The organism is Micromonospora sp. LZ34, assembly GCF_052981855.1.
This window is the reverse complement of sequence record NZ_JBRIQN010000009.1, coordinates 170,014-191,055: the sequence shown is the minus strand read 5'-3', so window position 1 is coordinate 191,055 and position 21,042 is coordinate 170,014. Positions and strand designations below refer to the sequence as shown.

Here is a 21,042-nt window from a genome sequence, read left to right as displayed (position 1 = left end):
TCCGGGGCCGGCGCGGTCCGGGTCGCCTGGTACGACTTCGCCAACTCGCACCCCCTCATGTCCGGCCCGACCATATATTCCAGATCAGCACGCTTCGAGCGGGATGGCCGGACTTAACCCGTCCGGCGCGCGGACGCCCAAGCGGCGCCGGGACAGGGGGGGGCGGGACGCGTGCGGGACGTCATCGACGAGCTGCACCGCCGCTGGCGGGCCGGCGAGGCGGTCGCCCTGGCCACCGTCGTGGCCACCTGGCGGTCGGCGCCGCAGCCGCCCGGCGCGGCGATGCTGGTGACCGCGGACGGCGCGGTCACCGGCAGCGTCTCCGGCGGCTGCGTCGAGGCCGACCTCTACGAGCGGGCACGCGGGGTGCTCCACACCGGAACGCCGGAGCTGACCCGCTACGGCGTCAGCGACTACGACGCGTTCGCGGTCGGCCTGACCTGCGGCGGGGTGCTGGAGGTCTTCGTCGAGCGGGTCGACGCCGACGGCTTCCCGGAACTCGACGCGGTCGTCGCGGCGCGCCGGGCCGGACGCCCGGCGGCCGTGGTCACCTGCGTCGCGGCGGACGCCGGCGAGCCACCCGGCACGGCGATCCCCGCCGACCCGGCGGGACGGCTGGGCCGGCGGCTGGTGCTCACCGGGGACCGGGTGGTCGGGTCGCTCGGCGGCGACCGGTTGGACGCGGCGGCCGCCGCCGACGCCCGCGGCCTGCTCGCCGCGGGCCGCAGCGGGACGCTCCACTACGGCTACGACGGGCAGCGCCGCGGCAGCGGCGTGAGCCTCTTCGTCGCGGCGTACGCCACCCCACCGCGGATGATCGTGTTCGGCGCCATCGACTTCGCCGCCGCGGTGGCCCGGATCGGCGCCTTCCTCGGCTACCGGGTGACCGTCTGCGACGCCCGGCCGGTCTTCGCCACCGCCCGGCGGTTCCCCGACGCGGACGAGGTGGTGGTCGACTGGCCACACCGGTACCTGCGGGCGGAACTGGACGCGGGCCGGGTCGACGGGCGGACGGTGGTCTGCGTGCTGACCCACGACCCACGCTTCGACGTGCCGGTGCTCGCGCTGGCCCTGCGCCACCCGCTGGCGTACGTCGGGGCGATGGGCTCCCGGCGCACCCACGACGAGCGGCGCAAGCGGCTGCGCGAGGCGGGGGTGAGCCCGGCGCAGCTCGACCGGCTCGCCTCGCCGATCGGGCTGGACCTGGGCGGGCGTACCCCGGAGGAGACCGCGGTGAGCGTGGCCGCGCAGATCGTCGCGGCCCGCTGGGGCGGCACCGGCCGGCCGCTGGCCCAACTGGCCGGCCCGATCCACCACCCGGGATAGGCCGGCCACCGCTCGGTCGGGCCGGCGCCGGTGACGATCGTCCCCGGAACGGTCAGCCGGGCTGCGGCTCGCCCGGGGCGTAGCGCTCGGCGAGGTGCTCCCGGCCCGGCGGCGGCTCGTAGGGCTCCGGCCAGAACTCGGTCACCCCGCTGACCCGCCCGGCGTCGTCCAGGTCGAAGAAGCTCACCGCAGGCAGCTCCGCGCCGTCGACCGTGCAGGTGATCCAGCTGGCCGCCCGGGAGCCCGCGCCGGTCACCCGGGTCACCGTGACGTGCCAGTCGCCCGGGTACTCCTGGTTGAACCGCAGGAGGGCGGACCGGCCGCAGATCCGTTCCCGGGTCTGCGGCAGGTGGTAGACCACGTCGTCGGCGAGCATCGCCGCGAATCGCGGCCAGTCCCGCGCCTCGCACGCGTCCCAGTACGCCAATACCGTGTCTTCGGCGGTCGTCATGCCGCGCACTGTGCCAGCCTGGTGCGACACGATCTCCCGGGCGCGGCGAGAGGGTGCGGGTGGGCCCCGCCACGACGGCGGGGCGGCCCGCGACGACGGAGGGAGCGGGATGGGATACGCGGTGGTGCTCGGCGAGGCGCTGGTCGACCTGCTCGACGCCGAGTGTGACGGGGAGCCGGTCTACCGGCAGGCGATCGGCGGTGGCCCGCTGAACGTGGCGGTCGGCGTGGCCCGGCTCGGCGGGGCGGTGCAGTTCGTCGGGTCGCTCGGTGACGACGTGCTGGCCGGCCGGATCCGCGAATTCCTGGCCGGCGCCGGTGTGGGGGTGGCCGGCGCGGTCACCGTGCCCGCGCCGACCGCGCTGGCGGTGGCCACCTTCGCCGGGCCGGAACCGGACTTCCGCTTCTACGGCGAGCCGCCCTCGTACGGGCTGCTCACCGCGGACGACCTGGACGCGGACCTGGTCGCGGCCGCCGACGTGCTCTACTGCGGCTCGATCGTCCTGCTCCAACCGCCGGTGCTGGCCGCCGCGCGGCGGGCCTGGTCGCTCGCCACCGGGCTGCGGGTCTTCGACCCGAACGTGCGCCCCCGGCTGCTCGCCGGTCCGGCCGCGCTGGCCGGGCTGCGCGAGGTGGTGGCCGAGTTCGCCGCCGGCGCCCACCTGGTCAAGCTCAGCACCGCCGACGCCGCCCTGCTCTACCCCGGCGAGCCGGTCGAGGGGGTGGCGGCCTACCTGCGCGAACTGGGCGCCGCGACCGCGGTGGTCACGCTCGGCGCGGACGGCGCGATCGTCGCCGCCGCCGGTGCCGATCCGGTCCGCGTGCCCGCGCCCAAGGTGCGCGCGGTGGACGCCACCGGGGCCGGCGACTCGGTGATGGCGGCGCTCGTCGCCGACCTGCTGGTCGACGGGGAGCCGGTGGCCCCGGCCGGCTGGCACGAGCGGGTGGCGTTCGCGCTGCGGGTCGCCGGCCTGGTCTGCGAGTCGCCGGGCGGGGCCACCGCGATGCCGACCCGCGCCGAGGTGACCCGCCGCTTCGCCGGCTGACCCGGCGCGGGCTCAGCTCGTGCCGTCGAGTTCGGCGTAGCCGCGGCGGGCGGCGACCAGCGCGGGGCGGGCGCCGAAGGGGGCCTCCGCGGCGACCCGCTCGGGCGGGGCGCCACCGGTGTGCCCGGCCCGGATCAACCAGGCCAGCTCGACCAGCTGCGCGTGCTGGGCGCGGACGAACTCGACGTCCACCGGCTCGCCGTGCCCCGGGACCACGACGGTCGACGGGGTGCTCAGCCGGAGCAGCTCGGCGACCGCGTCCGGCCACTGCAGCGGGTACGACTCCTCGAACGCCGGCGGGCCGCTCTGCTCGACCAGGTCACCGGCGACCAGCACGTTCGCGTCGGGCACGTGCACCAGCAGGTCGGCGGCGCTGTGGCCGCGCCCGGGGTGGCGCAGCAGCACCTCCCGCCTGCCCACGTCGAGGGCGGTCCCGGTGTGCACGGTGTGCGTCGGCGCGAGCAGCACCGTGTCGAGCAGTTCCTCGGCGAGCGCCGGCTGCTCACCGCGGATCTCCTCGTACGCCTCGCGGCGCAGCTGGTCGGGGCGCTCGCGCAGCGCCTCGGCGGCGAGCGCGTGCGCGTACACCGGGCGGGGCGGGTCGGCGGCCAGCGTCGCGTTGCCGAAGCAGTGGTCGAAGTGGTGGTGGGTGTTCACCAGCGTCCACGGGTGCGGGGTGACCGCCCGGGCCGCCGCGGCCAGCTCGGCGGCCTGCCCGGCGGTGGAGAGCGTGTCGACCAGCAGGGCCGCCCCGTCGCCGACGACCAGCGTGACGTTCACCCGCAGCAGTGGCTCGCGGTAGACGTGCACCCGGTCGGCGACCTCGACGAAACGGCCGGTCATGACGCCCGCGAGGCGCGCTCCACGAAGCGCTGCCGGTCGACCAGCACGCGCTCCACCCGACCCTCGGCCACCGGCTCGCCGCCCTCGGTGACGGTGACCTCGAACAGCAGCCGGCGACCGTCGACCTTGGCCAGTCGGGCCTGCGCCACGACCGTCCGGCCGACCGGCGTCGCGGCCAGGTGCTCCAGCTCGACCCGGACCCCGACGGTGGTCGAGCCGGGCTGGATCCGGGTCGCCGTCGCGGCCACCGTCGCCGCCTCGGCCAGCGCGAGCACCCGGGGCGTGCCGAGCACCGGCACGTCGCCGGAGCCGACCGCCTGGGCGGTGTCGGCGTCGGTGACGGTCAACTCCACCCGGGCGGTCAGCCCCGGCGTGAAGGCGTGCTCCGGCTGCTCCTGCATGGACAAAGCCTAGACGAGCCGGCGGTCCGGCGTCCGCCGCCCGGCGGCCCCGGCCGGCTACGCGGCGACCACGCAGAACTGGTTGCCGTCCGGGTCGGCCAGCACGGTCCAGCCGTCGAAGGTGCGCACCTCGGTCGCGCCGAGCCCCCGGATCCGGGCCACCTCGCCGGCCGGGTCGGCGGTGAAGAGGTCCAGGTGCAGCCGGTTCTTGCCGGCCGCGGGCTCGGGGACCAGCTGCACCCACAGGCCGACCCCGGCCTTGGTCGGGTCCTCCAGGTAGTTGCCGCCCGCGTCGGAGGAGGCGAGCTGGTAGCCGGTCACCGCCTGCCAGAAGGCGGTGGCGCGGGGCAGGTCGTTCGTGTCGATGCCGACGTTGCCGATGCGGATGCTCACGATGGGATCCCTCTCTCTAACCAACGTAGGCCGTACGTTAGTTAGGTAACCGGCTACGGTCAATAGCCGGTTAGGATGGGCCCATGGCACCCGACCCCGTCCCCGGCGCCCCGTCGGACGACGACGCGGCGCCCGCCCCGCTCGACCGGATCGAGGCGTTCGTCAACACCCGCAACGAGGACCGGGACGACCTCGGCACGCCGGCGCAACTCGTCGCCTGGCTGCATGCCCGCGGCCTGGTCCCCGCCGGCACCACGGCCACCGCGGCGCAGCTGGACCGGGCCCGGGCGGTCCGGGAGGGAATCCGGGCGCTGATCGCCGAGAACAACGCCGAGCCGGTGGCGAGCCCCCGTCCGGACGGCCTCGACCCGGCCGCCCGGACCGGCCTGGCCGAGCTGAGCCGCGACCTGCCGCTGGTGCTGGACGTCACGGTCAACCCGCCCCGCCTCGTGGCCGCGACCCGGACGCCGGTCGACGCCGCGCTGGCCGGGCTGCTCGCGGTGGTCGCCGAGGCGGTGGCGCTCGGCACCTGGAGCCGGCTCAAGGCGTGCCGGGAACCGAGCTGCCGCTGGGCCTACTACGACCACTCCCGCAACCGGCGGCGCACCTGGTGCTCGATGGAGCTGTGCGGCAACCGGGCCAAGGCGCGCGCCGCCCACCACCGCCGCACCGCCCCGCGACGCTGAGCCCGCCCCGAGGTGGTCCGCGTCGGTCGATCCCGATCCCGCCGTTAACCTTGACCGCGATGGCCGTCGTGACTGACCCCCAGCCCCCCGCCCCGACCGACCCGCCCGCGTCGCCCGACGGCGGGCGCCGCCGCGTGGTCGCGATGACCGCCTGGGGGGTGGCCTTCGTCGCCGGCTGGCTCGCCATCGGCCTGCCGACCGACCCGGCGTACGCGTTCCTCTGGATCTGGGCCGCGACGGTCGCCTGGAACTCCTCCCGGCCGTGGCGCAGCCACCTGCGCTTCGCCCGGGACTGGGTGCCGGTGGTGCTACTGCTCGCGATCTACAACCTGTCCCGCGGGATCGCCGACAACGGCGCCACCCCGCACGCGTACGAGCTGGTCGTCGCCGACCGGTTCATGTTCGGCTGGGCGACCGGTGGTGAGGTGCCCACGGTCTGGCTCCAGCAGCACCTCTACCGGCCCGCGGTGCAGTGGTGGGACGTGCTGGCCAGCTGGGTCTACTTCTCGCACTTCGTGGTGGCGCTGGCCGCCGCGGCGGTGCTCTGGCTGCGCGACCGGGGGCGCTGGGCGGCGTTCATGCGGCGCTGGGGCTTCCTCTGCGCCACCGGCCTGGTCACCTACTTCCTCTATCCGGCCGCCCCGCCCTGGTGGGCGGCGCAGAACGGCCTGCTGGACGAGGTCGCCCGGATCTCCACCCGGGGCTGGAAGGCGTTCGGCATGCACGGCGCCGGCAACCTGCTCAACGCCGGCCAGATCGCCTCCAACCCGGTCGCCGCGATGCCGTCGCTGCACACCGCGTTCGCGCTCTTCGTGGTGCTGTTCTTCCTCCGGCAGACCCGCCGCCGCTGGTGGCCGCTGCTGCTGGCCTACCCGTTGGCGATGACCTTCACCCTGGTCTACTGCGGCGAGCACTACGTCATCGACGTGCTGGTCGGGTGGGCGTACGTGGGGATGACCTTCGTGGCGGTCGGCCTGGCCGAGCGCTGGTGGGCGGCCCGGAAGGCCCGCCGGGCCCCGACGGAGCGCGATCCCGGGCCGATCGAGCCGCCGGCCGGCGCCGAACCACCGGCGGTACCGGCGACGCGCTGACCGGCGATCGCCCGAGCGCTGGCCGTCCCGGTGCCGGACCCGCCCGCCGGGCGGTCCCGGCCCGCCGGGATCAGCCGGCCCGGCGGGCGCCGTGCGCCCGGGCCGTCAGCTCCGCGGCCAGGGCCCACGCCTCGGCCAGGTCCCGGTCGTGGGCGGCCGCGCCCGCCCCGCCGGCGGTGTCCGCGTGCACGGTGGCCAGCCGCAGTCGCCGCTGGATCGGCCCCTGCACCACCCGCACGCTCTGGATCCGGGCGTACGGCACGATCGCCAACTGCCGGGTGAGCAGGCCGGAGCGGACCGCGAAGACCCGTTCGTGCAGGCCGGCGCCGAGCACGCCGCGACTGAGCGGGTTGAGCCAGCGGGCCCGGGGCGGCGGCGGGTGCAGCGGCAACGCGCCGATCCGGACCCCGGGCAGCACCTCGGCGACGATCGCCTCGCCGGTCGGCAGGTCGCCGACCGGGAGCAGCCGGTCCGGCCGGTTGCGGTCGTCGGCCTCTCCGGCGGCGTAGCCGGCCACCTCCAGCCGCAGCCGGAGCCAGCCCCTGACCCGCCAGAGCAGCGGCCAGGTCACCCCGACCGTCTGCACCCGGTGCAGCGGCACCGTCTGCGCGCGGGTCTCCAGCAGCCCGTTGCGCACCCGCAGCGTGTCCTCGTCCCGGGCCAGCCGGAAGTTCCAGTCGTCGAGCACCCGGCGGATCGGCTGCAGCAGCACGCCGGCCATCGCGGTGAGGGTGCTCGCCACCGCGATGAACGACCAGGAGCCCTGGGAGAGGAACTGCACCACCACGAAGGCCAGACCGAACGGCAGGAAGAACGCCTGCGGCGTGAGCAGTTGGCTGACCAGCAGGTCCTCGTTACGCACCGTGTGCAGCGGCCGGCCGGGCGGGATGTCCGGGGCCGGGGTCACCGCCCCCGTCGGCGCCGTGCCCGGGGCCGCCGGGACCGGCCTCGCCGTCCCCGGCGGGACCCGGCCGGCCAGGGCCAGCAGCCGCTGGCGCAGCGCGGCGGCGTCGGCCACGCTCAGGTACGCCAACGGCGCCTCGGTCTTGCCGCCGCCGACCACCTCCAGCCGCAGCTCGGCCAGGCCGGTGAGCTGGGCGAGCAGCGGGCGGACCACCTCGACGGCCTGGAGCCGCTCCAGCGGGATGGCCCGGGTGCGCCGCCAGAGCAGCCCCTCGTACACCCGCAGCTCGCGGCCGACCACGTGGTAGCCGGTGTTGTACCAGCTGACCACCGACAGCACGGTGGCGCCCAGGGCGATCACCACCACCATCGCGACGAACCAGCCGAAGCCCACCCGGGACAGCGTCGACCAGGACAGGCCGGCGATCACCACCACCAGCGACTTGGCGCCGTGCAGCGCCGGGCTCAGCGGATGCAGCCGCTGCCGTGGCTCCACCCCGGCCGGCGGCGGCATCGCGCCCGGTGGCGGGGCGGCGGGACGCGTGCCGGGCAGCTCCGGCCCGGTGGGGGCCCGTTCGGCACGGTACGGCGGGAGGGCCGGACCGGGCTGGTCCGGGGCGCGCCCGACCGGATCGCTCACAGGCCCTCCGCCCGGTCCTCGCCGAGCGCGGTGAGCCGGTCGCGCAGCCGCGACGCCTCGGCCGGGCGCAGCCCGGGCACCCGGGCGTCGCTCGCCGCGGCGGCGGTGTGCAGCTGCACGGTGGCCAGGTCGAACGCCCGCTCCAGCGGGCCGGCGCTGACGTCGACGAACTGCATCCGCGAGTACGGCACGATCGACAGCCGGCGGACCAGCAGCCCGTGCCGGACCAGCAGGTCGTCCTCGCGCTCGGCGTAACCCCAGGCGCGTACCGCCCGGACGATGGCGACGACCCGCAACACGGTGAGCAGCAGCACCGCGCCGAGCGCCGCGCCGAACAGCCAGTGGCCGCTGAGCGCCCAGCCGATGCCGAGCCCGAGCAGGACCAGCCCGCCCACCGTGGCCAGCCGGAGCAGCTCCACCCAGATCAGATCCGTCGAGATGGGCTGCCAGCGGACGGTGTCCGGCCACGGTTCCAGCGGGCCGGCCGCCGGCAGGGGCGATGGGGTCGGGCTGGCCGGTGGCCCGGCGGAGCCGGGCGGCGCGGGCGCCGGCCGGGTGGGCTCGTCACCGCTCACCGCGGGAATCCGTTGTGCAGGCTCACACGTCGAGCGTAGGCGATCCGGCCACCGGTACGACCTCCCGCAGGAAGCCCCGGGCGTCGAGAAAGTCGCCGAGCGTGGCCCGGTGCTCGGCGCAGGCCAGCCAGGTCTTGCGCCGTTCGGCGTCGTGCAGCCGGGGATTGCGCCACCGCAACGCCCACCGCGCCGGGGCGCGACACCCGCGCGCCGAGCAGACCAGCGCGCTGTCGGCGGCCTCGCCAGACGGGGAGGGGGTGCTCATCCAGGCCAGTCTAGGCGGGATGGAAGAGTGAGCGCCGGGCGGCCACGGGGGGAGCCGCCCGGCGACGGGGTGAATCGTACACGCGCCGGGCCGGTCCCGGTAAGCCCGTGATCGGCGATTCGGCGGCCGGGGACGGCGCGGCGAAAATCGGCTTCTCCCGACCTCGGCTCTCAGCCGGGCATGCGAGTCTTGATACGCACCACCCGCGACGACCGACCATGCTGTGGAGGACCGGTGGCCCAGCCGACCACGCCCGACGTACCGACCCCGAACGGGGCGGGCCCGGAGACCCCCGCGCCGGCGACCACGCCGGCCGAGGACGCGACCCTGCTCGAGCGGGCGTTGTTCGAGATCAAACGGGTGATCGTCGGGCAGGACCGGATGGTGGAGCGGATGTTCGTCGCGCTGCTCGCCCGCGGCCACTGCCTGCTGGAGGGGGTGCCCGGCGTGGCCAAGACGCTCGCCGTGGAGACCCTCGCCAAGGTGGTCGGCGGCTCCTTCGCCCGGGTGCAGTTCACCCCCGACCTGGTGCCGGCCGACATCATGGGCACCCGGATCTACCGGCAGTCGAGCGAGAAGTTCGACGTCGAGCTGGGGCCGGTCTTCGTGAATTTCCTGCTCGCCGACGAGATCAACCGGGCGCCGGCCAAGGTGCAGTCGGCGCTGCTGGAGGTGATGAGCGAGCGGCAGGTCTCGATCGGCGGCGAGACGCACCGGGTGCCCAACCCGTTCCTGGTGATGGCGACGCAGAACCCGATCGAGCAGGAGGGGGTCTACCCGCTGCCCGAGGCGCAGCGCGACCGCTTCCTCATGAAGATCCTGGTCGGCTACCCGACCGACGCGGAGGAGCGGGAGATCGTCTACCGGATGGGGGTCGCCCCGCCGGAGCCGACCCCGGTGTTCAGCACCGAGGACCTGATCGCCCTGCAGCGCAAGGCCGACCAGGTCTTCGTGCACAACGCCCTGGTCGACTACGCGGTCCGACTGGTGCTGGCCACCCGGACCCCGGCCGAGCACGGCATGCCGGACGTGGCCCAGTTCATCCAGTACGGCGCCAGCCCACGCGCCTCGCTCGGCCTGGTCCGGGCCACCCGGGCGCTGGCCCTGCTGCGCGGCCGGGACTACGCCCTGCCACAGGACGTGCAGGACATCGCGCCGGACATCCTGCGGCACCGGCTGGTGCTCAGCTACGACGCGCTCGCCGACGACGTGCCGGCCGACCACGTGGTGCACCGGGTGATGTCCACCATTCCGCTGCCCTCGGTCGCGCCCCGGCAGCAGGCGACGCCGACGCCGGCCGCCGCCCCGCCGGGCGCCGGCTGGCCCGGGCAGCGGCCGTGACCTCACCCACCCGTCGACCACCCGGCGCCTCCGCCGACCGCAGCGAGGCCGTGCTGTCCCGGCTGCAACTGCTGGTCACCCGCAAACTCGACGGCCTGCTCCAGGGCGACTACGCCGGGCTGCTGCCCGGGCCCGGCAGCGAGGCGGGGGAGTCCCGCGAGTACCGCCCCGGCGACGACGTACGCCGGATGGACTGGCCGGTCACCGCCCGGACGACGACGGCGCACGTGCGGCGTACGGTCGCCGACCGGGAACTGGAGACGTGGCTCGCGGTGGACCTCTCGGCCAGCCTGGACTTCGGCACCGGGCGGTGGCTCAAGCGGGACGTGGTGGTGGCCGCCGCGGCGGCGATCGCCCACCTCACCGTGCGCGGCGGCAACCGGATCGGCGCGGTGATCGGCAGCGGCGGCGGCGGGCCCGCCCCGGCGGGCCGGTGGCGGGGCGCCCCGCCGGCCGCCGGTCCGGGGGTGTTCACCCGGCTGCCCGCCCGGTCCGGGCGCAAGGAGGCGCAGGGCCTGCTCCGGGCGATCGCCGGCACCGAGATCCGCCCCGGGCGCAGCGACCTCGGCCGGCTGGTCGACATGCTCAACCGCCCGCCCCGCCGGCGGGGCGTCGCGGTGGTCGTCTCCGACTTCCTCGCCCCGCCGGCACAGTGGGTGCGGCCGCTGCGCAAGCTGCGGGTCCGGCACGACGTGCTGGCCGTCGAGGTGGTCGACCCGCGGGAGTTGGAACTGCCTGACGTCGGGGTGCTGCCGGTGGTCGACCCGGAGACCGGTGAGCTGCACGAGGTGCAGACCGCCGACCCGGGGCTGCGGCACCGCTACGCCGCGGCGGCGGCCGCCCAGCGCGCCGAGATCTCCGCCGCGGTGCGCTCCGCCGGCGCCGCCCACCTGCGACTGCGTACCGATCGAGACTGGCTGCTGGACATGGTGCGTTTCGTGGCCGCGCAGCGGCACGCCCGCACCCGGGGGACGACACGATGATCCGTTTTCTGCAACCTTGGTGGCTGCTGGCCGTGCTGCCGGTGCTCGCCCTGGCCGCATTCTACGTCTGGCGGCAACTGCACCGGCGGGCGTACGCCATGCGGTTCACCAACGTCGACCTGCTGCGCACCCTCGCCCCGCAGGGGCTGGGCTGGCGGCGGCACGTGCCGGCCACCGCGTTCCTGCTCTGCCTGCTGGTGCTGGCCACCGCGCTGGCCCGGCCGGCGGTGGACACCAAGCAGCCGCTGGAACGGGCGACCGTCATGCTCGCCATCGACGTCTCGCTCTCCATGCAGGCCGACGACGTGGCGCCGAACCGGCTGGAGGCGGCTCAGGAGGCGGCCAAGCAGTTCGTCGGCGAACTGCCGGAGACCTACAACCTCGGGCTGGTCTCCTTCGCCAAGGCGGCGAACGTGCTGGTCGCGCCGACCAAGGACCGGGACGCGGTGACCAGCGCGATCGACGGCCTGGTGCTGGCCGAGGCGACCGCGACCGGCGAGGCCGTCTTCACCTGCCTGGAGGCGATCCGCTCGGTGCCCGCCGACGGCGCCGCCGGGATCCCGCCGGCGCGCATCGTGCTGCTCTCCGACGGGTTTCGCACCTCCGGCCGGTCCGTGGAGGAGGCGGCCGCCGCGGCGCAGGCGGCCAACGTGCCGGTCTCGACCATCGCCTTCGGCACCGACGCCGGCCAGGTCGACATCGGCGGTCAGCTCCAGCGGGTGCCGGTGGACCGGCTCGCCCTGGCGGAGCTGGCGGAGACCACCGAGGGCTACTTCTACGAGGCGGCCTCGGTGAGCGAGCTGAAGCAGGTCTACCAGGACATGGGCAGCTCGATCGGATTCCGGACCCAGCCCCGGGAGATCACCCAGTGGTACGCCGGGGTGGCCCTGCTGCTCGCCCTCTGCGCGGGGGCGCTGAGCCTGCTCTGGTCCTCCCGGATGCTCTGACCGGCGGCGCCGGCCGGGCGGCCGGTGCGGGTCAGTGACCCGCGCCGGCCAGTACGAAGACGACGGCGACCCAGACGGCGGCGAGGGTGAAGCCCAGCGGGGCGAGGTATCGGCTCATGGACAGCTCCGGGTGGCGACTGGACGGTCCGGGCGCGGGGCGGGGACCGCGAGGGGTGGATCAGGACGCGCACACAGGACGTCGTGGCCGGGCGGCTCCCGGCGCGCCGGCCCGGTGGGCGGCGCGGCACGACCGCCCCGGCGGATCGCCGGGGAGCGGGCGGTGCGGGGAGCGGGATCGGGTCAGCTCAGCTGTTCAGCCGTGGCTCAGCGGAGCGGACGTCCGGCCCGGCCACGACTGGGAGGATCGCTATCTCGCACAGCGATCACCTCCTGGCGGTCGGCGGGGCCCGGAACGCGGGCCGCACGAGGGCCCGCAAACGCAGATCATCGTACACCCGCCGACGGGTGCGTCCGCACTCAGCCGACCGGTCGGGCGACCCCGTCCATCGGTGGGCGTTCCGCCCGGCGAGCGGTCGTCGGGTGGCCGTCCGGCCGGCCGCGCACCAGCACCAGCAGCACGGCGGCCAGCACCAGCAGCCAGCAGAGCCGGGCCACCAGCCAGCCGGGGCCGTCCGGCACGGTGTGCAGGCCGGGCAGGGCGACGCCGGTGCGGGCGGCCAGCACGGTGACCCCGACCAGCACCGGTTGGTGCCAGAGGTAGACGCGCACCGCGTGGCGGTTGACCAGGCCGACCGCCCGCCCGGCGCGGGGCCGGGTGGTCAGCCGCTCCAGCACCGGCCGGGCCAGCAGCCCCGCCCCGACCTGCGCCGCCGCCAGGGCGACCGCCAGCAGCGACGGCGGGTGCAGGTTGGACACCCCGGCACCGGGCACCCCGACCGCGCTGACCGGGTAGCCGAGCGCCACCAGCGCGGCCAGCCCGGCCGCCCCGGCGCCGGCCAGCCCGAGCGCGACCCGCCGCCCGGCGAGCCGGCCGTCGGCATGCGCCAGCCCCAGCAGGTAGGGCACCGCCCAGGCGGCCAGCACGGCGACCGGCAGCCGGCCGGGGACCTGCGGGAGCAGCCGGCCGGCCAGGTCGGCTACGGCCACCGCGGTCACCGCCGGCGCGGCGCAGCGCAGCGGACCCCACCGGCGTACGGCGGCGCGGAGCGGGGCGGTCAACGCCACCAGGGCGAGCAGCGGCAGCAGGAACCACAATGGACTGACCGCCAGCGTCAGCGCCACCGACAGCGTGCCGTCCGGGGTGCCGAGCACGGTGGCGGCCAGCAGCACCGCCGCCCCGGTGCCGAGCAGCGCCACGGCCGGCAGCACCAACCGACGCAGCCGGCGGGCGAGCCAGGCCCGGCCGGTCGGCTGCCGGGCCGCCGAGCGGGCCGAGGCGTACCCGGCGGCGAAGAAGAACAGCCCGAGCGTCTGCAGCAGCCAACTCGCCGGCGCCAGGGACGGCATCGCGGCCAGCGGGCTGGCCTGGGTCAGCGCGCCGTCCGGGGCGAGCACCAGGCCGGTGACCAGCCAGTGCCCGAGCACCACCCCGCCCACCGCGTACGCCCGCAGCGCGTCGACCGCGCGGTCCCGGCTCACCGGGCCGGCCCGCTCGTCGCCACCGGACCGCCGGCGGTGCCGGTGAGCACCACCGACGCGACCGCACCCAGGGTGACGCCGCCTGGGGTCAGGTACCGGTCGTGCCCGGTCACCCCGTCGACCGGCAGCGGCCGGGCGCCGAAGGCCGGGTCGGCCGGCCGGATTCCGTGCCCCAGCCCGGGCAACCGCAGCGGCGGCACCCGGCGGATCCAGTCCGTCGCCGCTTCGGCCGCCCAGACCCGTACGCCGCCGAGCTGGCCCGCCCGGTCCACCCCGGCGCCGATTCCGCCGAGGGTCACCACGTCGGTCACCTGCGCCGGTGCCCGGACCGCGGCCAGGCCGACGACCAGTGCGCCGTAGCTGTGCCCGACCAGGGTGACCCGGGCCCGTGGCCGCCGCGCGGACAGCTCGGCCAGCAGGTCGGACAGGGCGTCGGCGCCGTGCCGGGCGGCGGCCGTCCCGGCCGCCGTGAGCACCCCGTCCGGCGGGTCGTAGCCGAGCCAGGCGAGCACGGCGACCCGGGCACCGGGATCGGCCGACCGCAGCGCGGCGTGCAGGTCGGCGGCCTGCCGGGCGGGCGCCCGCCGGGCCACCCCGCCCAGCCCCCGGTCGAAGTCGCGCAGCGTGCCGCCCACTCCGGGCACCAGCACCGCGATCCGGTCCGCGGTGGCCAGGTCGCCGACCACCTCGACGGCGAGCCCGTCGCCGCGCGGGTCGAAGGCCAGGAACCGCCGGCCCCGGTCCGGCCAACCGGCGTACGGCGGTCCCGCCGCCCGCAGCGCCGCCGCGGTGGCCGGATACTCCTCGACGAACCCGGCCGGGGCCACCGGGGCGGGCCGGCCCGGCAGCACCACCCCGGCGCCGAGCAACCCGGCCAGCGCGACCTGCACCACACCTCTGCACCGCATCACCGTGCTCTCTCCGTCGTCGTCACGGTGGGAGCGTGCGGTGCCGGCCGTCGCCCGGGCGTCACCCCGGGGAGCCGTTGTCGGCCTGCCACCGGGGAGCTACTCGCCGGCGGCCACCAGACCCGTCTCGTACGCCAGCACCACGGCCTGCGCCCGGTCGCGCAGGCGCAGCTTGGCCAGGATCCGGCCGACGTGCGTCTTCACGGTCTGCTCGGCGACCACCAGGTCGGCGGCGATCTCGGCGTTCGACCGGCCGCGGGCGATCAGCCGCAGCACCTGGGTCTCCCGCGGGGTCAGCGCGGCCAGGTCGGTGGGGCGGGGGCGGCGCCGCTCCGGCCGGGCCGCGAACTCGGCGATCAGCCGGCGGGTGACCGCCGGGGCGAGCAGCGCGTCGCCGGCCGCCACCACCCGCACGGCGTGCACCAGGTCGGCCGCCGGGGCGTCCTTGAGCAGGAAACCGCTCGCCCCGGCGTGCAGCGCCTCGTAGACGTAGTCGTCCAGGTCGAAGGTGGTCAGGATGAGCACCCGGGGGCGGTCCGCCGGCCGGTCTCCGAGCAGCTTCCGGGTGGCCGCCAGCCCGTCCAGCACCGGCATCCGCACGTCCATCAGCACCACGTCGGGATCGAGCCGGCGGGCCGCCTCGACCGCCTGCGCCCCGTCGGCGGCGTCGCCGACCACGAGCAGGTCCGGCTGGGCGGCCAGCAGCGCGCCGAAGCCCTGCCGGACCATCGCCTGGTCGTCGGCGATCAGCACCCGGATCATCCCGTCCCGTCCTCCCCCTCGCAGGGCAGCAGCGCGTCCACCGCGTACCCGCCGCCGTCGGTCGGCCCGGCGGTGAACGTACCGCCCAGGGAGACGGCCCGTTCCCGCATGCCGGTCAGCCCGTGCCCGGCCCGACCGCCGCCGTCGACGGGGGGACCGCCCCGGTCGTTCTCCACCCGTACCGCCAGCGCCCCGTCCTCCCCCCGGAGCGTCACCCGCACCGCGGCGCCGGCCGCGTGCCGGGCCGCGTTGGCCAGCGCCTCCTGCACGATCCGGTACGCGGCCAGCCCGACCGGTGCCGGCGGGTCGGCGGGGACGTCGGTGTGCGCGCTCACCGTCATGCCGGCCCGCCGGGCGGCCTCGACCAGGGCCGGCACGTCCGCCAGGCCGGGCTGCGGCGTGGTGGCCGGATCCTCCGACTCGCTGCGCAGCACGCCGAGCAGCCGGCGCATGTCGGTGAGCGCGGCCCGGGCGGCGCCGGCGATGGCGGTGAACTCGGCGTGCGCGGGTTCCGGCACCGCCTCCAGCCGGTACGGGGCGGTCTCCGCCCGTACCGCGATCATCGACATGTGGTGGGCGACCACGTCGTGCAGTTCCCGGGCGATCCGGGTGCGTTCCTCCAGCACCGCCCGGCGGGCCTGCTCCAGCTCGCTTCGCTCGGCCTGTTCGACCAGCGCCCGGCGGGTGAGCACGTTGCGCCGCACCAGGTCGCCGAGGAGGAGCAGCACGACGAAGAGCAGGATGATGCCGACCTGGTTGCGCGGCGCGACGAAGATCCAGACCGGGATGACGCTGAACAGCCCGATCCAGGCCAGCACGGCGCGGTCGACCCGCGTGGCCACAAGGGTCAGCACGACGAGGATGACGAGGATCTGGGTGGGGCTCCACGGCCAGTCGTCCGTCGGTCGCCGATTGAAGGTGCCGAACAACTGCCCGACGAACATGATCCGCCAGGCCCACAGCGGTCGGACCAGCAGGATCGGCAGCGGCGCGACGGTGAGCATCGCGATCAGCCAGGCGGTGGCGACGGGCAGTTTCCGTGAGTCGATCAGGAACGCCGCGGTGATCAGGGTCAGCCCGACGAGCGCCAGCAGCCCGACCGTCGGCGCGACGGCGGCGGTTCGGGGCCAGCGGTCCAGCGGTGGCCGGAACGCTGGGTAGTCCGGCCCTGCCGCGACGCGGCGGAGGGCGGCCCGGGCGGCACGGACGGGACTGCGGTCCATCCCCGGCAGGGTAGTTCGGCGGTGCGCTCCGGTCGTGCTCCCGCAGGCTGATCCAGCGCGTCGTACCTCGGTATGACGTCGGGCGGGTTAGTGATTACCGTGCGGTAACGCCTAGTCTCCAAGCCGCACGATCTTCGGAGAGGAACCCACCGTGGCTCGAACAGTGCTGGTTACCGGAGGTAACCGAGGGATCGGCCTGGCCATCGCGCAGGCCTTCGCCAAGCAGGGCGACCGGGTGGCCGTGACGCACCGCAGCGGCGAGCCGCCGGCGGGGCTGTTCGGGGTCCGGTGCGACATCACCGACTCCGCCTCGGTCGACGCCGCCTTCACCGCCGTCGAGGCCGAGCTGGGGCCGGTCGAGGTGCTGGTCTCCAACGCCGGCATCACCGACGACACGCTGCTGCTGCGGATGTCCGAGGAGCAGTTCACCGCCGTGCTGGACACCAACCTGACCGGCGCGTACCGGTGCGCCAAGCGGGCGGCGGGGAAGATGCTCCGGGCCAGGTGGGGCCGGATGATCTTCATCTCCTCGGTGGTCGGCCTCGCCGGCGGCGCCGGCCAGGTCAACTACGCCGCCAGCAAGGCCGGCCTGGTCGGCGTGGCCCGCTCGATCACCCGCGAACTGGGCAGCCGCAACATCACCGCGAACGTGGTGGCGCCCGGCTTCATCGACACGGACATGACCGCCGTGCTGTCCGACGAGCGCAAGGCGGAGATCCGCAAGTCGATCCCGGCGGGCCGGATGGCCAGCCCGGACGAGGTCGCCGCGGTGGTCACCTGGCTGGCCGGGGACGGCGCCGGCTACATCTCCGGCGCGGTGATCCCGGTCGACGGCGGCCTCGGCATGGGTCACTGAGCACCGGTCACTCGAGAAAGTACGGAGGAACCCCTGTATGTCCGGACTGCTGGCCGGTAAGCGGCTGCTCGTCACCGGCGTGATCACCGACGCCTCGATCGCCTTCTCGGTGGCGAAGCTCGCCCAGGAGAACGGCGCGCAGGTCGTGCTCACCGGCTTCGGCCGGCTCTCCCTGGTGGAGCGGATCGCTAAGCGGCTGCCCGAGCCGGCTCCGGTGATCGAGCTGGACGTCACCAACGCCGAGCACCTCGCCGGGCTCGCCGACAAGGTGCGCGAGCACGTCGACGGCCTGGACGGGGTGGTCCACTCGATCGGGTTCGCCCCGCAGAGCTGCCTCGGCGGCGGCTTTCTCGACGCGCCGTGGGAGGACGTGGCCACCGCGCTCCAGGTCTCCACGTACTCGTACAAGTCGCTCGCGATGGCGGCGCTGCCGCTGATGTCCGCCGGCAGCGCGGTGGTCGGCCTGACCTTCGACGCGACCAAGGCGTGGCCGGTCTACGACTGGATGGGCGTGGCCAAGGCCGGGCTGGAGTCCGCCTCCCGCTACCTCGCGCTGCACCTGGGCAAGCAGGGCATCCGCAGCAACCTGGTCGCCGCCGGGCCGCTGCGCACCATGGCCGCGAAGTCGATCCCCGGCTTCGAGCAGTTCGAGGACGCCTGGGCCGAGCGCGCGCCGCTGGGCTGGGACCTCACCGACCAGGAGCCGACCGCCCGGGCCTGCCTGGCGCTGCTCTCCGACTGGTTCCCGGCCACCACCGGCGAGATCGTGCACGTCGACGGCGGCTACCACGCCCTCGGCGCCTGAGCCGCACCGGCCGGCGCACCGGGAAGTCCCGGGGCGCCGGCCGGCGTGGGTCGCCCGGCTCACGCATCCCGGGGGCCTCGCCGGGCCCGCGCGGGCGGCGGGGAAGAATGGAGCCATGGCGTACGACGCGGTGGTGCTGGTGTCCTTCGGCGGCCCGGAGCGGCCGGAGGACGTGATGCCGTTCCTGCAGAACGTGACCCGCGGGCGGGGCGTGCCGCCGGAGCGGCTGGCCGAGGTCGCCGAGCACTACCAGCACTTCGGCGGCGTCTCCCCGATCAACCAGCAGAGCCGCGACCTGCTCGCCGCGATCCGGGCCGACTTCGCCGCCCACGGCCTCGACCTGCCGGTCTACTGGGGCAACCGCAACTGGCACCCGATGCTCGCCGACACCGTCACGCAGATGCGCGACGACGGGGTGACCCGGGCGCTCGCTTTCGTCACCAGCGCCTTCGGCGGCTACTCCTCCTGCCGGCAGTACCAGGAGGACATCGCCGCCGCCCGGGCCGCGGTCGGCCCGGACGCCCCGCTGATCGACAAGCTCCGCCAGTTCTGGGACCATCCCGGCTTCGTCGAGCCGCACGCCGACGCGGTCCGGGCCGCCCTGGCCCAGCTCGACCCGGCGAAGCGGGACAGCACCCGGCTGGTCTTCACCGCCCACTCCGTGCCGACCTCGATGGCGGCCAACGCCGGCCCGCACGGCGGCCGGTACGAGGCGCAGTTGCACGAGACCGCCCGCCTTGTCGCCGCCGCGGCTGCTCCGGACGTCCCCTGGGACCTGGTCTGGCAGAGCCGCTCCGGCCCGCCGCAGGTGCCCTGGCTGGAGCCGGACGTCAACGACCATCTCGCCGCGCTCGCCGCCGCCGGCACCACCGGCGTGGTGGTCAGCCCGATCGGGTTCGTCTCCGACCACCTGGAGGTGGTGTGGGACCTGGACACCGAGGCGCGCCAGACGGCCAAGCAGCACGGCCTGGACTTCGTCCGGGCCGGCACCCCGGGCACCGATCCCCGGTTCGTGGCGATGGTGCGCGAACTGGTCCTGGAGCGGACCGAGCCGGACGCGACCACCCGGCGCCGGCGCCTCGGCGAGCTGCCGATGTGGGACACCTGCCCGACGGTGTGCTGCGTGCCCACGCGCCGCCCCTCCTGACCCCGGCGGACCGATCCGCCCCGACTACCCAGGGACGAGGCATGATGCACGAGCGTAGGACCGTGGAGAGCTGGCTGACCGACATGGACGGCGTGCTGGTGCACGAGGGCCAGCCGGTGCCCGGCGCGCCGGAGTTCATCAAGAAGCTGCGGACCTCCGGCAAGCCCTTCCTGGTGCTCACCAACAACTCCATCTACACGCCCCGGGACCTGCGGGCCCGGCTCGGCCGGATGGGACTCGACGTGCCGGAGGAGGCGATCTGGTCGTCCGCGCTGGCCACCGCACAGTTCCTCGCCGACCAGCGGCCCGGCGGCACCGCGTACGTGATCGGGGAGGCCGGGCTGACCACGGCGCTGCACGCGGTCGGCTACGTGCTGTCCGACTTCGCGCCGGACTACGTGGTGCTGGGGGAGACCCGCACCTACAGCTTCGAGGCGATTACCAAGGCGATCCGGCTGATCAACGACGGGGCCCGGTTCATCTGCACCAACCCGGACGCGACCGGCCCCTCGGTGGAGGGGGCGCTGCCGGCCGCCGGCTCGGTCGCCGCGATGATCTCCAAGGCGACCGGGGTGGAGCCGTACTTCGTCGGCAAGCCGAACCCGATGATGATGCGCTCGGCGCTGAACACCATCGACGCGCACTCCGAGTCGACGGCGATGATCGGCGACCGGATGGACACCGACATCCTCTGCGGCCTGGAGGCCGGGCTGGAGACCATCCTGGTGCTGACCGGGATCAGCACCCGCGCGGAGGCGGAGCGCTACCCGTACCGGCCGTCGCGGATCGTCGACTCCGTCGCCGACCTGCTCGACGAGGTCTGACCGGCGGTCGCGCGGTCAGCGCCCGCGCCGCCCGTACTGGCGGAGCAGCGCGGTGACCGCCCAGCCCACGAAGAGCACCTCGATCGCGGCCAGGGTCCCGGTGAGCGCGGTCTCGACCACAGGGTGCCTCCCGTCAGGGGCGCAGCGGGGCGTTGCAGGCGGCCACCAGCGCCTGCCGGCAGGCGGCGGTGAGCGGCCGCAGCGCGGCGTCGCGCTGCTGGGCCTCGTAGTTGTTGATCGCTCCACCCGGCGCGGCGTGCCCGGCCAGCGCGAGCACCCGGTCCAGCACGGCGGCCCGGGCGAAGAGCCGGCGGGCCCGCGGGTCGAACCCGGGCGGCAGGTCGGTGGTGCCGTCCGGCCGGCGCAGCGCCTCCAGCGCCCCGGCCAGCTCGGGCCGCCACTGGGCCACGTCCAGCCGGGTCAGCGCCGCGGTGGTCTCGGCCAGCGCGGCGGCCAGCTCCGCCTCGGCCTCGGCCGCGCCGGGCAGCGCCAGGGAGGCCGCCGGCGCGTTCGCCGGCAGCGGATAGACCCGCCAGAGCACCGTCTCGAAGGTGTCGCCGGAGCCGGAGGTGTGCGTGCGGACCTCCGGGATCAGCCCGAGGCCGCCGGCGACCACCGCCTCACCGGCGAGCAGCGCCGCCCCGGCGAAGTCGCCCGGCCCGGGCAGCCCGCGCGGGTCGCCCGGCGCGGGCAGCACCAGCCGGATCTCGTCCGGCGAGAGCTTGGCCAGGGTGGGCAGCGCGTCGCGCAGCGGCACGTCCGTCCAGGTGCCGGGCGCGTCGGCGACGAGGTGCTCCTCGGGGCCGGCGATCGCGTCGGCGACCTCGTCGAAGGGCACCAGCCCGGCGCGCCACGCGCGCACCCAGGCGACGAACCGGCTCGACCGGCGCGGCGCGAGTGTGGCCGCACCCGCTGCGGGGGTGGACATGCCGAAAGGGTACGTGGTCCCCGCCGCCCCTGTCTCGACTGCCGCTCCGCCCGTTCCTTCTGCCGTCGATCATGGAGTGGTGGTGGGCGGATCGTCGATT

The 21,042-nt window shown here is 75.7% G+C and carries 23 protein-coding genes; 11 read left to right on the top strand and 12 right to left on the bottom strand.

What is annotated here, in order from left to right; translation table 11 throughout:
• Positions 1–171 precede the first annotated feature (171 nt).
• Positions 172–1,326: an XdhC family protein gene (locus ACVCAH_RS13140; RefSeq protein WP_447136369.1), complete on the top strand. Its 1,155-nt coding sequence runs from the start codon at positions 172–174 to the stop codon at positions 1,324–1,326.
• 52 nt (positions 1,327–1,378) lie between these two features.
• Here the strand turns inward: ACVCAH_RS13140 and ACVCAH_RS13135 are convergent, their stop codons facing one another.
• Complete coding sequence (locus tag ACVCAH_RS13135; RefSeq protein ID WP_447136368.1) at positions 1,379–1,777, bottom strand: nuclear transport factor 2 family protein; 399 nt, start codon at positions 1,775–1,777, stop codon at positions 1,379–1,381.
• Between the two features lie 109 nt (positions 1,778–1,886).
• On the opposite strand from ACVCAH_RS13135, the gene ACVCAH_RS13130 reads away from it, so the two are divergent.
• Positions 1,887–2,822, top strand: coding sequence for a PfkB family carbohydrate kinase (locus ACVCAH_RS13130; protein ID WP_447136367.1), 936 nt, complete (start codon positions 1,887–1,889; stop codon positions 2,820–2,822).
• 12 nt (positions 2,823–2,834) lie between these two features.
• On the opposite strand, the gene ACVCAH_RS13125 is transcribed toward ACVCAH_RS13130, so the two are convergent.
• From ACVCAH_RS13125 to ACVCAH_RS13115, 3 genes are read right to left on the bottom strand one after another with little or no spacing between them, the layout of a single operon-like run.
• Positions 2,835–3,665, bottom strand: a complete 831-nt coding sequence (locus ACVCAH_RS13125; protein WP_447136366.1) for an MBL fold metallo-hydrolase — start codon at positions 3,663–3,665, stop codon at positions 2,835–2,837.
• Positions 3,662–4,066: a thioesterase family protein gene (locus tag ACVCAH_RS13120; protein WP_447136365.1), complete on the bottom strand. Its 405-nt coding sequence runs from the start codon at positions 4,064–4,066 to the stop codon at positions 3,662–3,664. The genes ACVCAH_RS13125 and ACVCAH_RS13120 overlap by 4 nt, the downstream gene beginning before the upstream one ends.
• A 57-nt stretch (positions 4,067–4,123) precedes the next feature.
• Entirely contained in the window at positions 4,124–4,459 is a 336-nt protein-coding gene (locus ACVCAH_RS13115; RefSeq protein WP_447136364.1) for a VOC family protein, read from the bottom strand.
• 83 nt (positions 4,460–4,542) lie between these two features.
• On the opposite strand from ACVCAH_RS13115, the gene ACVCAH_RS13110 reads away from it, so the two are divergent.
• Both ACVCAH_RS13110 and ACVCAH_RS13105 read left to right on the top strand, forming a co-directional pair.
• Positions 4,543–5,145 carry a CGNR zinc finger domain-containing protein gene (locus ACVCAH_RS13110; RefSeq protein WP_447136363.1) on the top strand — a complete coding sequence of 201 codons (603 nt, stop codon included), beginning with the start codon at positions 4,543–4,545 and terminating at the stop codon, positions 5,143–5,145.
• Between the two features lie 59 nt (positions 5,146–5,204).
• Positions 5,205–6,236 (top strand): phosphatase PAP2 family protein, encoded by a 1,032-nt coding sequence (locus ACVCAH_RS13105; protein WP_447136362.1) that lies wholly within the window; start codon positions 5,205–5,207, stop codon positions 6,234–6,236.
• 70 nt (positions 6,237–6,306) lie between these two features.
• Here the strand turns inward: ACVCAH_RS13105 and ACVCAH_RS13100 are convergent, their stop codons facing one another.
• The 3 genes from ACVCAH_RS13100 to ACVCAH_RS13090 all read right to left on the bottom strand — a co-directional run bounded on the left by ACVCAH_RS13100 (position 6,307) and on the right by ACVCAH_RS13090 (position 8,619).
• Positions 6,307–7,653, bottom strand: a complete 1,347-nt coding sequence (locus ACVCAH_RS13100; RefSeq protein ID WP_447136397.1) for a PH domain-containing protein — start codon at positions 7,651–7,653, stop codon at positions 6,307–6,309.
• 122 nt (positions 7,654–7,775) lie between these two features.
• The gene (locus ACVCAH_RS13095) at positions 7,776–8,354 is read right to left on the bottom strand and encodes a PH domain-containing protein (RefSeq protein ID WP_447136361.1); all 579 of its coding nucleotides are present in this window, start codon (positions 8,352–8,354) and stop codon (positions 7,776–7,778) included.
• Positions 8,355–8,376: 22 nt separating this feature from the next.
• Positions 8,377–8,619, bottom strand: coding sequence for a hypothetical protein (locus tag ACVCAH_RS13090; RefSeq protein WP_447136360.1), 243 nt, complete (start codon positions 8,617–8,619; stop codon positions 8,377–8,379).
• Between the two features lie 234 nt (positions 8,620–8,853).
• Here ACVCAH_RS13090 and ACVCAH_RS13085 point away from each other — a divergent pair, with 234 nt between their 5' ends.
• From ACVCAH_RS13085 to ACVCAH_RS13075, 3 genes are read left to right on the top strand one after another with little or no spacing between them, the layout of a single operon-like run.
• Positions 8,854–9,960: an AAA family ATPase gene (locus ACVCAH_RS13085; protein ID WP_447136359.1), complete on the top strand. Its 1,107-nt coding sequence runs from the start codon at positions 8,854–8,856 to the stop codon at positions 9,958–9,960.
• Positions 9,939–10,943 carry a DUF58 domain-containing protein gene (locus tag ACVCAH_RS13080; protein ID WP_447136396.1) on the top strand — a complete coding sequence of 335 codons (1,005 nt, stop codon included), beginning with the start codon at positions 9,939–9,941 and terminating at the stop codon, positions 10,941–10,943. The genes ACVCAH_RS13085 and ACVCAH_RS13080 overlap by 22 nt, the downstream gene beginning before the upstream one ends.
• Positions 10,940–11,890 (top strand): VWA domain-containing protein, encoded by a 951-nt coding sequence (locus tag ACVCAH_RS13075; protein ID WP_447136358.1) that lies wholly within the window; start codon positions 10,940–10,942, stop codon positions 11,888–11,890. Before ACVCAH_RS13080 ends, ACVCAH_RS13075 begins: the two co-directional genes overlap by 4 nt.
• A gap of 477 nt (positions 11,891–12,367) precedes the next feature.
• Here the strand turns inward: ACVCAH_RS13075 and ACVCAH_RS13070 are convergent, their stop codons facing one another.
• The 4 genes from ACVCAH_RS13070 to ACVCAH_RS13055 all read right to left on the bottom strand — a co-directional run bounded on the left by ACVCAH_RS13070 (position 12,368) and on the right by ACVCAH_RS13055 (position 16,382).
• Positions 12,368–13,489, bottom strand: coding sequence for an acyltransferase family protein (locus tag ACVCAH_RS13070; RefSeq protein WP_447136357.1), 1,122 nt, complete (start codon positions 13,487–13,489; stop codon positions 12,368–12,370).
• The gene (locus ACVCAH_RS13065) at positions 13,486–14,397 is read right to left on the bottom strand and encodes an alpha/beta hydrolase (protein ID WP_447136395.1); all 912 of its coding nucleotides are present in this window, start codon (positions 14,395–14,397) and stop codon (positions 13,486–13,488) included. Before ACVCAH_RS13065 ends, ACVCAH_RS13070 begins: the two co-directional genes overlap by 4 nt.
• Positions 14,398–14,496: 99 nt before the next feature.
• Positions 14,497–15,159: a response regulator gene (locus ACVCAH_RS13060; RefSeq protein ID WP_447136356.1), complete on the bottom strand. Its 663-nt coding sequence runs from the start codon at positions 15,157–15,159 to the stop codon at positions 14,497–14,499.
• On the bottom strand, positions 15,156–16,382 hold the full coding sequence (locus tag ACVCAH_RS13055; RefSeq protein WP_447136355.1) for a sensor histidine kinase: 1,227 nt from the start codon (positions 16,380–16,382) through the stop codon (positions 15,156–15,158). The genes ACVCAH_RS13060 and ACVCAH_RS13055 overlap by 4 nt, the downstream gene beginning before the upstream one ends.
• A gap of 151 nt (positions 16,383–16,533) precedes the next feature.
• On the opposite strand from ACVCAH_RS13055, the gene fabG reads away from it, so the two are divergent.
• From fabG to ACVCAH_RS13035, 4 genes are all read left to right on the top strand, one after another.
• Positions 16,534–17,238 (top strand): 3-oxoacyl-ACP reductase FabG, encoded by a 705-nt coding sequence (fabG, locus tag ACVCAH_RS13050; protein ID WP_447136354.1) that lies wholly within the window; start codon positions 16,534–16,536, stop codon positions 17,236–17,238.
• A 37-nt stretch (positions 17,239–17,275) separates the two neighbouring features.
• The gene (gene fabI / locus ACVCAH_RS13045) at positions 17,276–18,043 is read left to right on the top strand and encodes an enoyl-ACP reductase FabI (RefSeq protein ID WP_447136353.1); all 768 of its coding nucleotides are present in this window, start codon (positions 17,276–17,278) and stop codon (positions 18,041–18,043) included.
• 115 nt (positions 18,044–18,158) lie between these two features.
• On the top strand, positions 18,159–19,190 hold the full coding sequence (locus ACVCAH_RS13040; protein ID WP_447136352.1) for a ferrochelatase: 1,032 nt from the start codon (positions 18,159–18,161) through the stop codon (positions 19,188–19,190).
• Positions 19,139–20,014 (top strand): HAD-IIA family hydrolase, encoded by an 876-nt coding sequence (locus tag ACVCAH_RS13035; RefSeq protein WP_447136351.1) that lies wholly within the window; start codon positions 19,139–19,141, stop codon positions 20,012–20,014. Before ACVCAH_RS13040 ends, ACVCAH_RS13035 begins: the two co-directional genes overlap by 52 nt.
• 133 nt (positions 20,015–20,147) lie before the next feature.
• Here ACVCAH_RS13035 and ACVCAH_RS13030 read toward each other — a convergent pair whose 3' ends face one another.
• Positions 20,148–20,942, bottom strand: a complete 795-nt coding sequence (locus tag ACVCAH_RS13030) for a hypothetical protein (protein ID WP_447136350.1) — start codon at positions 20,940–20,942, stop codon at positions 20,148–20,150.
• Positions 20,943–21,042: the final 100 nt, after the last annotated feature.